Consider the following 11,380-nt stretch of genomic DNA (forward strand, 5'->3'; position numbering starts at 1 on the left):
CGGCCTACTCGCCGTGGCGGTCGTGGTCCTGGGCGTCGAAATACGCCGCCACCGCCCGATAGGCGAAGAAGATCCCGCCCAGGATCAGCACGATCCCCAGTTGCTCCTGCGTCACCCGCAGCTCGATCGTGGTCCGCGTCGCCAGCGCCAGGCCCAGCAACGCCACCACAGCCCCCGCTCCGATGCGGAGCACAATGCCCATGTCCATGACTCGGGCTTTGCTACAGATAGCGCTGGATGTCGAGGGTGCTTTCGCGCCCCAGGCTGGAAACGCTCTCGCGCAGGAACTTGTCCGCCGCCTGGCGCCCGTAATCCCGCAGGGTGGAGAGGAAATCCCAGTCGCCATTGAACTTGGTGCTGAGCTTGAAGGCGCGCATCCGCGCCTCGTCCTCGATGGCGTGCAGGAAGATGCGGCGATAGCGCGGCTGCTCCAGCCGGCCGGATTCGAGCATGCGCTGCACGAAATCTATGGCGCGCATCTCGCTCATCAGGCTGGCGTTGAAGGTGATCTCGTTCAGCCGGTTCATGATGTCCGACGAGGTGGTGGGCACCTCGGGCCGGATCAGCGGGTTCAACTGGACGATGATGATGTCCGACGCCGGGCGGTCATGATAGAGCGGCCACAACGCCGGGTTGCCCAGGTAGCCGCCATCCCAATAGGCCTCGCCATCAATCTCCACCGCGCGGAAGATGTTGGGCAGGCAGGCCGAGGCCAGCAGCGCATCCACCGTGATCTCGGCGCGGTTGAACACCCGCGGCTTGCCGGTGCGGACATTGGTGGCGGAGATGTAGAGCCGCATGGCGCTGCGGTCTTCGCGCAGGCGCGCGAGATCGAGGCTCTGCTCCAGCGCCTTCCGCAGCGGGTTGAACTCCATCGGGAAGGGGTTGAACTGGTAGGGGCTCAGCATCCGCGTCGCGGTGTCGAAGGCGTTGTAGGCGAAGCTGTAGGTCAGGTCCCAGCCCCAGAGCGCCTTCTCGAAGGGGGTGGAACGGAGCGGCGAGACGGCGAACTTGGCGCCCAGCGCCCGCCAGAAACGGTCCAGCGCCGCCTTGGCGCCCTCGCGCCCGCCTTCCAGCAGGCCCAGCGCCAGCACCGCGCCATTGATGGCGCCGGCCGAGGTGCCGGAGAGGCCGTCGAACTCGATCCCCTCCTCCTCCAGCAGGCGGTCCAGCGCGCCCCAGGTGAAGGCGCCATGCGTGCCGCCGCCCTGCAGGGCCAGGTTCACGCGGCGGGGCTTCACCTCGCGCAGGGCGGGCGCGGCCGGGGATGTGGCGACCGCCACCTCCTCCACCACGATGGGGGCCTCCGGGGGCGTCATGCCGCGAGCCAGCCCCCGTCAATGGACAGCGCCGCGCCATTCACCCCGCCCGAGCCGGGGCCGACCAGGTAGAGCGCCATGCGCGCCACCTCCTCGACCTCGACCCAGCGCTTGGAGGGCTGCTTGGCGAGAAGGTGGTCCTTCAGCGCCACCTCCTCCGAGACGCCGTGCTTGTCGGCCAGCGGCTTCACCTGCGCTTCCGCCAGCGGCGTGCGGACGAAGCCCGGGCAGATGGCGTTGCAGGTGATGGGGCTTTCCGCGATCTCGAGCGCGATGGACTTGGTCATGCCCACCACCCCGTGCTTGGCGGCCACATAGGCGCTCTTGTAGGGGCTGGCCACCAGGCCGTGCGCCGAGGCGACATTGATGATGCGCCCGTATTTCCGCGCCAGCATCCCCGGCATGGCCGCCTTGATGGCGTGGAAGTTGGACGACATGTTGATGGCGATGATGGCATCCCACTTATCGTCCGGGAAATCCTGCACGGGCGAGACGAACTGGATGCCGGCATTGTTCACCAGGATGTCCAGCCGGCCAAAGGCGGATTCGGCGGCGGCGACCATGTCGCGCACCTCCGCGGGCTTGGACATGTCGGCGGGGCTGTAGGGGGCGTCCCCGCCACCCATCAGCGCGCCCACTTCGGCGCGGGCCTTGGCGATTTCCTCGGGCTTGCCGAAACCGTTCAGCATCACCTTCGCACCCGCCTCGGCGTAAAGCCGCGCGATGCCGAGCCCGATGCCCGAGGTGGATCCGGTGATGAGGGCCGCCTGGCCTTCAAGAATGCGTTCCATGCCGCCTGTCTCCAAACCCTTGCAACGCGTGGATAGGCCCATTGCTGCACCGCATCAACAACCCGTTCACGAGCGGTGCCGGGTGGGCCGGAGGTTGACGCGGAGGCCACCCCCTTCCTATACCCGCCACAGCACGGGACAGCCTATGGCAGCCCCGCCCTTTCCATTTGCCTTACGCCCGTTCAGGAGCCTGCCGTGAAGCGCACCTATCAGCCCTCCAAGCTCGTCCGCAAGCGGCGCCATGGCTTCCGTGCCCGTTCGGCCACGGTGGCGGGCCGCAAGATCCTGGCCAACCGCCGCTCGAAGGGCCGCGCCAAGCTCTCCGCCTGATCGCGCCACACGCGGCGCGGGAGACCCCGCGATGCCTGCTGCCCCGCCCGCACGGTTGAAGCGCCGCGCGGAATTCCTCCGTGCTGCGCGCGAAGGCCGCAAGGTCGGGCGCGGGACGCTTGTCGTGCAGGCCCTGCCGCGCGCCGACGAGGCCACGCGGCTGGGCTTCACCGCGACGAAGAAGATCGGCAACGCCGTGGTCCGCAACCGTGCCAAGCGCCGGCTGCGCGCCATGGCGCGCCTGGTGCTGGATGCCGCCCCGGCGCCTGGCTGGGACCTCGTGCTCATCGCCCGCGACGGCACCGCGACCTGTCCCTTCCCCACCCTGCGGGCCGAATTCGAATCGGCGCTGGCCAAGGCCGGGGTGCGGGCGCCATGAACCCCGCGCAGCATGTGCTGAAGGGCGCCATCGTCACCTACCAGTGGACGCTGCGCCCCTTCATCGGGGCGAATTGCCGCTTCCACCCCTCCTGCTCGCACTACGCGATCGAGGCCGTGACCGAACACGGCGCGGTGAAGGGTGCGGCCATGTCCGCCTGGCGCATCCTGCGCTGCAACCCCTGGAATGCCGGCGGCTATGATCCCGTGCCGCCGCGCAAGCCGGGGCTGAACCGCCTCCGACCCGCCGCCTCCCCTTCCGCCGGCCCCGATACCCGCCCCGAGAGTTGATCGAGACCCATGGACCAGAAGCGCCTCCTGGCGGCCATCGCCCTTTCCGTCGGCATCCTGCTGCTCTTCGAGATGTGGAACCGCGGCAATGCCCCGGTGCCGCCGCCGCGGCCGGTGGCCACGCAGCAGGCCGATGTGCCGCTGCCGGCCGTGCCCGCGCCCGCCACGCCCCAAGTGGCGCCGGGTGCGGCGCCTGGCGCGCCGCAAGCGGCCGGTCCTGGTGAGACCGCCGTCACCGCCGCGCCGCCCGCCATCCCGGCGCAGCGCGTGCAGGTGGAGAACACCCGCGTGCAGGGCGCCCTTACGGCCCGCGGCCTCTCGCTCGACCAGCTGACCCTGCGCGACTACCGCGAGACGGTGGAGCCCAACAGCCCGAACGTCACCCTGCTGGCCCCGCGCGGCCGGCCCGAGGGCTATTTCGCGCAATGGGGCTGGACCCAGGCCGATGGCCGCACGCCGGTTCCCAACAACGACACCGACTGGACGGTGACGGGCGGGCCCCTCGGCCCCAACAGCCCCGTGACCTTCCGCTGGGACAATGGCCAGGGCCAGATCTTCCAGGCGGTGGTCTCGCTGGACGCGAACTACATGTTCGAGGTGCGGCAATCGGTGGAGAACACCTCCGCCGAGGCCGTGACCGTGCTGCCCTGGGCCCGCATCCGCCGCGAGCGCACGCCCCAGGTGCAGGGCTTCTTCATCCTGCATGAGGGCTTCATCGCCGTGCAGGATGGCCGCCTGACGGAAATGACCTACAGCACCGGCCGTGACGAGGGGAATTCGCGCCGCGCCCTCGGCTCAGCCTGGGAGAACGAGGCCGCCGAGGGCTGGGCCGGCCTGTCGGACAAGTACTGGCTGACGGCGCTGACCCGCCTCGACCGCAATGAGCGCATCCGCAGCGCCTTCCGCCACATCCCCGATGCCGGGGTGGACCGCTGGCAGGTGGACATCGCGCCCGCCGCGCCGCAGCTCATCGCGCCCGGGCAAAGTGCGGGCTTTGGCAGCCGCCTCTTCGCCGGCGCGAAGGAGGTGCGCCTGCTGGACGATTACCGCGACCGGCTGCACATCCAGGATTTCGACAAGGCGATCGATTTCGGCTGGTTCTACTTCATCACCAAGCCGTTCTTCTACGCGCTGGACTATCTGTTCATCCTGACCGGCAATTTCGGCGTGGCCATCCTGATCTTCACGCTGGCGCTCAAGATCCTGTTCTTCCCGCTGGCCAACAAGGCCTACAAGTCCATGAGCCGCATGCGGCTGGTGGCGCCGAAGATGCAGGAAATCCGCGAGCGCTACAAAGACGATCCGCAGAAGATGCAGGCGGAGATGATGGCGCTCTACAAGAGCGAGAAGATCAATCCCGCCTCGGGCTGCCTGCCCATCCTGGTGCAGATTCCCGTCTTCTTCGCGCTGTACAAGGTGCTCTTCGTCACCATCGAGATGCGCCACGCGCCCTTCTTCGGCTGGATCCGTGACCTTTCGGACATGGACCCGACCAACGCCTTCACCCTGTTCGGGCTGATTCCCTGGGATCCGCCGCTGTTCCTCCATCTGCCGATCTGGGCGATCCTGATGGGGCTGACGATGTTCATCCAGCAGAAGCTGAACCCGCAGCCGCCCGACCCGATCCAGCAGAAGATCTTCGCCTGGCTGCCGGTGATCTTCACCTTCATGCTGGCGAGCTTCCCCGCGGGCCTGGTCATCTACTGGACCTGGAACAACCTGCTCTCCATCGCGCAGCAGTGGTACATCATGCGGCTCGACGCCAAGGCCCAGGCGGCCAAGCCGCCCGCGCAAGGCGGCACGGGTGGCGCACCGCCGGCCCCCAAGGGCGGCGGCAAGCTGGCCGGCCCGGCCGCGGCGAAGAAGTGACCGAACTTCCCGCCGGCGGCTTGCTGGAGGCGCGCGACGAGGAGGAGCGCGCCGCCCTCATCGAGGCCGGGCGCCTGCTCTTCGCCCGGCCCTGCACCTTCTTCACCGCCGCCCAGGCGCTGGACCACCTGCCCCCGCCGGAAGGCGTGGAGGTGGCGCTGGCAGGGCGTTCCAACGTCGGCAAGTCGTCGCTGATGAACGCGCTGACGGGGCAGAACGCGCTGGCCCGCGTCTCCCACACGCCCGGGCGCACCAAGCAGCTGAACTTCTTCACCCTCGACGGCCGCCTCACCCTGGTGGACATGCCGGGCTACGGCTTCGCCAAGGCCGCCAAGTCGGTGAAGGAGGATTGGCAGGGCCTCATGTTCAACTACCTGCGCGGCCGGCCCAACCTCCGTCGCGTGCTGCTGCTGCTGGACGCGCGGATCGAGACCAAGGCCTCCGACCACGCGGTCATGGACCTGCTCGACAAGGCCGCCGTCGCCTTCCAGCTGGTGCTGACCAAGGCCGATGACGTGAAGCCCACCGCGCTGGCGGCGCGCGAGGCCGAGGTCCAGGCGCTCGCCCGCAAGCACCCCGCCGGCCACCCGCTGGTGCTGGTCACCAGCAGCCGCACCGGCCGCGGCATGGAAGAGCTGCGCGCGGAACTCGCCGCCCTCGCTTGACGGATCGCGCCCCGCGCCGGATAGGCGCGGGCAAGGTTTCGAGGAATGCCAGATGGCCGATGACGCGCTCACCCAGATGCAGACCCTGATCGGCGCGCTGCCCTACCTGAAGCGCTATGACGACCAGATCGTCGTGGTGAAGTATGGCGGCCACGCCATGGGCGAGGAGCACGCCGCCGACCGCTTCGGCCGCGACATCGCCCTGCTGGAGCAGGTGGGCGTGAACCCCGTAGTGGTGCATGGCGGCGGCCCGCAGATCAACGCCATGCTGTCGCGCCTGGGGGTGAAATCCACCTTCGTCCAGGGCCTGCGCGTGACCGACGCGCAGATGGTCGAGGTGGTCGAGATGGTCCTGGCCGGCACCGTCAACAAGCAGCTCGCCTCCGCCATCACGCGGGCGGGATGCATGGCGGTGGGCATCTCGGGCAAGGATGGCGGGCTGGTGCGGGCGCGGAAGGCCACCCGCACGGTGAAGGACCCCGGCTCCAACATCGAGCAGGTGCTGGACCTTGGCCTGGTGGGCGAGCCCGAAAGCGTGGACACCCGCGTCCTCGAACTGCTGATCCATGCGGACATCGTCCCCGTCATCGCGCCCGTGGGCGTGGGGGCGGACGGGCAGACCTACAACATCAACGCCGACACGGTCTCGGGCGCCATCGCGGGCGCGCTCAGGGCCGAACGGATGCTGATGCTGACCGACGTCGCCGGCGTGATGGACGCGAACAAGAACTTCATCCCCGAAATGACGGTGGCCGAGGCGCGCGCCGGCATCGCGGCCGGCTGGATCGCGGGGGGCATGATCCCCAAGGTCGAGACGTGCATCCATGCCGTCGAGGCCGGGGTGAAGGGCGCCGTCATCCTGGATGGCCGCCTGCCCCACGCCGTGCTGCGCGAGCTGCTGACCGATGGTGGCGCCGGCACGCTGATCCGGCCCTGAGGCGGGCGTTCGGGAAGGCTTAACCCGCGGCTGACATTCTGGCAGGGCACGGTCGCCATAGGGGTGGCCGTGCCCTGGCGGCCCGCCAGGCGCCGCAGGAACCGGATGTTGCACCGCCGACGCACCAGACTGACGAAGCCTTGCGCCTTCGCTGGTGCCGGCGGCACATGATGTCGCACGACCTGCTGGAGCAACCGGGCTGGATTTTGCAAGCCGCCGGCCTGCTGGTCGTCGGCATGGCGATGGGCATGGGGCTGGCCCTCGCCTGGACGCGGCCCCCATCCCGGCCCGGCCCCTCCTCCCCCGACTATCTTCCTGTTGTGGCCGGCTTTGAAACCAGCCCGCATGCCCTGGCCCTCTGGGATGCGGAGGGGCGCCTGCTGCGCTGCAATCGCCGCTATGTCGCCCTTCTCAGCGGCCCGCCCCCCCAGCCCGGCCCCACGCCGCAGCCACTGCCCGATGGGCGCTGGGTGTTGGCCAGCACGGCGATGCTGCCGGGCGGCTTCCGCCTGGGGCTCTACAGCGAGGTGCCCTCCCCCGCACCGCCGCCCGTGCTGCCCCCGGCACCGATGCCCTTGCCCCTGCCTCAGCCGGCCGCGGCGCCTTGGCCAGGCGGGCGGCTCCGGCTTCTGGGGGTGGATGATTCGCCGGCCAACCTCTCCGTCCTGCGCGCACTGCTCTCCACGACGGGCTTCACGCTGGAGACCGTCACGGACGGCCCCGCGGCGCTGGAGGCCCTCACCGCCGCCGCCGCCGCCGGGCAGCCCTTCGACGCCGTGCTGATGGATGTGGTGATGCCGGGCATGGACGGGTTGGAATGCACGCGCCGCATCCGCGCCCTGCCCGGGGCGCTGGCCCAGGTGCCCGTCATTCCCGTCACCGCCAGCAGCTTCCCCGAGGACATCGCCGCCTGCCACGCGGCCGGCATGACAGGCCATGTGCCCAAACCTGTGGAGCGGGTGGGCCTGATGCGCGGCATCGTGCTGGCCCTCGGCCAGGGTGACCAGCCGGAGGAGGAGGCGCTGCGGCCCCTCTTCCGTTGCGAACTCGCCACGCGCCTGCACGAGCTGGACGCCGCCTTGGCGGAGGATCTGCCGCTTCTTGGCCCCGTCCACGCCATCGCGGGCACCGTGGGCCATCTGGGCGGGACGGGCTTCGTGGAGGAGGCCCGCACCGCCATGCGCGCGCTGCGCGACAATCACCCCGACGCCCGCCGCCAAGTGGCCGACCTGCTGGACCGCCTTCGCGCCGCCTATCCGGAGGGGTAGGTGCTGGGGGAAGTCGCGCGGCGCCTGCGCTCGCCTGTGCCGCGCCGCCGACCCAGTTGAAGGGCCACATCCGCAAAGATGCGGGACACGAGGGAACGCGACGGCGCGGCTCAGCCCAGGCGCTGCCCTTGGTGCGGGCCGAGTGGCACGCTGATCCGGATGGCGATGCCCTCAGGGGCGAAGCCCTTCTCCAGCGTGCCGCCCAGCCCGTGCGCCACCTGCCCCTCGAGAAGCTGGGTGCCAAAGCCAGGCAACCGGGACACCTCCGGGGCAGGTCCACCCGCTTCCTGCCACTGAACGTCAAGGCAGGGCTGGCTCGTCGTGCCGGCCACGACCCAAGATATGGTCACCGTGCCCGTCGTGTTGGACAGGGCCCCGTACTTCACGGCATTGGTCGCGAGTTCGTGGATCACCAGCCCGAACGCCACCGCGGCGGAAGGCTGCAACCATATGGCGGGGCCGTTGACGATGCCTCGCGCCGGCGTGGACAGGTGCGGGCCCAACTGCTCGGTGATGACATCGGCCAACAGCGTCTCCCGCCAGGATTCCCGCGCGATCAGCTGATAGGCCCGCGTCAGGGCTGCCATTCGGCCCACGAGGGCATCCCGCGCCGCCGCGATGGGCGCGTCGTCGTGCAGCGTCTGCCGGGTCAGCGCGATGACGACGTTGAGGATGTTGCCCACGCGGTGGTTCAATTCGGCCACCAGCAGGCGCTGCTGATCGCCCTCGCGCGTCACGTGGACCAGTTGCGTCACGTCCACGAAGGCGGCCAGCACGCCGTCCACCACGCCATTTGCCACCAGATAGGGAACGAGGCGCAGGAGGAATTGCGCCGAGCCGTCCCGGCGGTCCACCCGATGTTCGATGGGCCTGCCGCTGGCCAGCACCTCGCGCGCCTCGCGCAGGATTTCGTCGGTGTCGATCGAGCCCGCGATATCGGCCAGCGGCCGCGCCAGGTCGGTCGGCAGGAGGTTGAATACGCCGGCGATCGCCGGGGTGAAACTGCGGATGGTGAGGTCGCGGTCGAGCGTGACGGTCGCGACCTGCGTGGCGGCGAACAGGTTGTTCAGGTCAGCGATGGCGCGATCGAGCTGCTCGACCTTGGCCTTCAGTTCCTGGTTGAGAAGCTGGAGCTCCTCGTTGACCGACTGCTGCTCCTCCTTGGAGGTCTCCAGCTCCTCGTTCGCGGATTGCAGCTCCTCGTTGACGGACACGAGTTCCTCATTGCCCGCACGCAGCTCGGCCACCGCCGTCTCGTACTCCTCGATGACGGCCTGCAGGCGCTCGCGCGTGTCGCGCAGGTCCTGCTCGGCCAGCAGGGCCAGTGCCTCGCCCGGCTTCGGCGCCGGTGTGGCCGTGACGGCTGTCTCGGTCGCCGGGGTCTCGATGAAGACAACCAGGAAGAGGGGCTCCGCGGGGTCCGTCTCCGGCAGCGGGGTGATCGTGAGGGTGACGGGCCTGGCATCCTCGCCCCCGGTCATCGCCGTCCCGGTGCGGGTGACGGCGCGGCGGGTTCGCAGCACCTCCTCCAGAGCCAGGCGGATATCCAGGCGCAGCCCCGGACGGGCGAGGGCCAGTATGCTGCGGGTGGGTTCCCCGGGCGCGGCCTCAAGGTAGGGGCCGGTATGGGCGGAGTAGTGCACCACCGCCCCGTCGCGGTTCACGACCACATGGGCCGGGGCGAAGCGGTCCAGCACGATGGCCTCGGCCGCCTGGCGCGCCGTGCGTGGCGCGGCCGGCGCCCGCGCGCCGGAAAGGGAGGACAGGCCGCGCGCCTCCAGCAGCCCGCGCGGGACAGGGAAGCGCGGCGCGGGAACCACATCGTCGCGGCGGCGGTAGATGCGGTGGTGCTTGTCGAGGGGCGTGAACAGGTCGGCGAACTGCACGGCGCTCTCGGCGCTGCCGAGCAGAAGGTGCCCGCCCGGCCGCAGCGCGAAGTGAAACAGGGGGAACACCTCCCGCTGTGCCCGCGCGTCCAGGTAGATCAGAAGGTTACGGCAGGAGATCAGGTCCAGGCGCGAGAAGGGCGGGTCCCGGATCAGGCTGTGCGAGGAGAAGACGCAGATGTCGCGCAGTTCCTTCGTGACGGTGCGCATCAGCCCCTCGCCGACGAAGAAGCGCTGGAGCCGCGCGGGTGAGACATGCTGGAGCACCGACATCGGATAGCGACCGGCGCGGGCCACCCCCAGCGCGGCCTCGTCGATGTCGGTCGCGAAGATTCGCAGTTGCGGCATCCCCCCCCCGCGCACCGGCGTGTTCGCAGAGCAGCATGGCGAGCGAGAAGGACTCTTCCCCGGTGGCGCAGCCGGGCACCCAGACGCGCACCATGTCCTCGGCGCCCTTGCCGGCGAAAAGGCTCGGAATGGCCTGCGCCGCCAGGGTTGCGAAGGTGTCCTCGTCGCGAAAGAAGGCGGTCACGCTGATCAGCAGGTCGCCCAGCAGGGCGACGGCCTCGTCGTGATTCGCGCGCAGGTGGCCGATGTAGGCGTCGAGCGAGGCCAGGTGCAAAACCTGCATGCGCCGGTGGACCCGGCGCAGGAACGTCCTGGACTTGTAGCCCGAGAAATCGTGGCCGACCTCCTGGCGCAGGATGCCGCAGATGGTGCCCCGGGCCGCGTCCAGCCGCGCCTGCTGCCCGCCTTCATGGGCGGTGCCGTCGGTGGCGTCGGTGGCGAAGCCACCGAAGTTGTCGAGGCTGGCGGCATAGTCGGCCAGCTTGCGCGGGATGTCGCCGGCGGGCACCACGAGGTCGACCTGCCCACCCGCGATGGCGCTGTCGGGCATGCTGCTGTGCCCGGGGCTCGTTCCGTTGCTGCCTTGCGCCACGGTGAGCCCGCCATGCTCCTTGATGGCCTTGATGCCGATGGTCCCGTCATGGCCGAAGCCCGATAGGATCACGCCGACCGCGCGCTCGTTGAACGCATCGGCCAGGGAGGAAAACAGCACGTCGATGGAGCGGGGATCGCGGTGGGTGCGCTCAGCGAGGGTCAGCACCAGCTTGCCCTCGGCCACGGTGGCGAAGACCCCCGGCGGAATCACATAGACATGGTCCGCTTCGAGGCTCGCCCCATCTTCCGCGGTGGTCACTGGCAGGGCGCATTCGCGGGCCAGGATCTCCGTCAACTCGCTGCCGCGGTTCGGAGCTAGGTGAAGCAGGACGATGTAGGCGATGCCGCCGCCGGGTTGTGCCTGCTGAAAGAGGGTTCGCAGCGCCTCAACCCCGCCCGCCGACGCACCAATCCCTCCAACAACGGAAGGTTTTTCGACAGAACCATTGACCATACGGATAGTATTAGATCAATCCCGACCATTTGGAAATGTAATTTTTGCAGAAAACTCCCGTAATTTTTAAAATAATAAGTACCTTGAAGTTGGAAGCCCTTGTAAATGAATGACATGAATGATGTTGGACGTTGCGGCAAGGGAAGGCCGCCTGGGTGGCCGGAGGCGTGTCCCATCGACTCAGCAAGGGCGGAGTCATGCTGGCGCCCGGGGCCGCCAGAGCAGGTCGTCTCCAGAAAACACTACTCTT

11 protein-coding genes and 1 pseudogene are annotated in these 11,380 nt (G+C 69.2%); 7 read left to right on the forward strand and 5 right to left on the reverse strand.

What is annotated here, in order from left to right; genetic code table 11:
• Nucleotides 1–4: 4 nt before the first annotated feature.
• The 3 genes from JTN19_RS05590 to JTN19_RS05600 are packed head-to-tail and all read right to left on the reverse strand — an operon-like array spanning nucleotide 5 to nucleotide 2,110.
• Nucleotides 5–208, reverse strand: a complete 204-nt coding sequence (locus tag JTN19_RS05590) for a hypothetical protein (protein WP_206930931.1) — start codon at nucleotides 206–208, stop codon at nucleotides 5–7.
• A gap of 13 nt (nucleotides 209–221) precedes the next feature.
• Nucleotides 222–1,319, reverse strand: a complete 1,098-nt coding sequence (locus tag JTN19_RS05595) for a patatin-like phospholipase family protein (RefSeq protein ID WP_206930932.1) — start codon at nucleotides 1,317–1,319, stop codon at nucleotides 222–224.
• Nucleotides 1,316–2,110, reverse strand: coding sequence for a 3-hydroxybutyrate dehydrogenase (locus JTN19_RS05600; protein ID WP_206930933.1), 795 nt, complete (start codon nucleotides 2,108–2,110; stop codon nucleotides 1,316–1,318). The genes JTN19_RS05595 and JTN19_RS05600 overlap by 4 nt, the downstream gene beginning before the upstream one ends.
• Before the next feature lie 195 nt (nucleotides 2,111–2,305).
• Between JTN19_RS05600 and rpmH the strand changes: the two genes are divergently transcribed.
• The 7 genes from rpmH to JTN19_RS05635 all read left to right on the forward strand — a co-directional run bounded on the left by rpmH (nucleotide 2,306) and on the right by JTN19_RS05635 (nucleotide 7,848).
• On the forward strand, nucleotides 2,306–2,440 hold the full coding sequence (gene rpmH / locus JTN19_RS05605) for a 50S ribosomal protein L34 (RefSeq protein WP_184383339.1): 135 nt from the start codon (nucleotides 2,306–2,308) through the stop codon (nucleotides 2,438–2,440).
• A gap of 31 nt (nucleotides 2,441–2,471) precedes the next feature.
• Nucleotides 2,472–2,819: a ribonuclease P protein component gene (rnpA, locus tag JTN19_RS05610; protein WP_206930934.1), complete on the forward strand. Its 348-nt coding sequence runs from the start codon at nucleotides 2,472–2,474 to the stop codon at nucleotides 2,817–2,819.
• Complete coding sequence (gene yidD, locus JTN19_RS05615; protein ID WP_206930935.1) at nucleotides 2,816–3,109, forward strand: membrane protein insertion efficiency factor YidD; 294 nt, start codon at nucleotides 2,816–2,818, stop codon at nucleotides 3,107–3,109. Before rnpA ends, yidD begins: the two co-directional genes overlap by 4 nt.
• Nucleotides 3,110–3,118: 9 nt before the next feature.
• On the forward strand, nucleotides 3,119–4,978 hold the full coding sequence (yidC, locus tag JTN19_RS05620) for a membrane protein insertase YidC (protein ID WP_206930936.1): 1,860 nt from the start codon (nucleotides 3,119–3,121) through the stop codon (nucleotides 4,976–4,978).
• Nucleotides 4,975–5,643 (forward strand): ribosome biogenesis GTP-binding protein YihA/YsxC, encoded by a 669-nt coding sequence (gene yihA / locus JTN19_RS05625; RefSeq protein ID WP_206930937.1) that lies wholly within the window; start codon nucleotides 4,975–4,977, stop codon nucleotides 5,641–5,643. The genes yidC and yihA overlap by 4 nt, the downstream gene beginning before the upstream one ends.
• Nucleotides 5,644–5,695: 52 nt before the next feature.
• The gene (gene argB, locus JTN19_RS05630; protein ID WP_206930938.1) at nucleotides 5,696–6,580 is read left to right on the forward strand and encodes an acetylglutamate kinase; all 885 of its coding nucleotides are present in this window, start codon (nucleotides 5,696–5,698) and stop codon (nucleotides 6,578–6,580) included.
• Between the two features lie 167 nt (nucleotides 6,581–6,747).
• Nucleotides 6,748–7,848: a response regulator gene (locus JTN19_RS05635; protein WP_206930939.1), complete on the forward strand. Its 1,101-nt coding sequence runs from the start codon at nucleotides 6,748–6,750 to the stop codon at nucleotides 7,846–7,848.
• Nucleotides 7,849–7,958: 110 nt separating this feature from the next.
• On the opposite strand, the gene JTN19_RS20340 is transcribed toward JTN19_RS05635, so the two are convergent.
• A complete protein-coding gene (locus JTN19_RS20340) occupies nucleotides 7,959–10,082 on the reverse strand; it encodes a CheR family methyltransferase (protein WP_206930940.1) in 2,124 nt (707 codons plus the stop codon).
• 31 nt (nucleotides 10,083–10,113) lie between these two features.
• Nucleotides 10,114–11,130 (reverse strand): annotated as a pseudogene (locus JTN19_RS20065) (chemotaxis protein CheB); the annotation flags it as partial.
• Between the last annotated feature and the right edge of the window lie 250 nt (nucleotides 11,131–11,380).

This window comes from Roseococcus thiosulfatophilus (assembly GCF_017311575.1).
Classification (GTDB): domain Bacteria; phylum Pseudomonadota; class Alphaproteobacteria; order Acetobacterales; family Acetobacteraceae; genus Roseococcus; species Roseococcus thiosulfatophilus.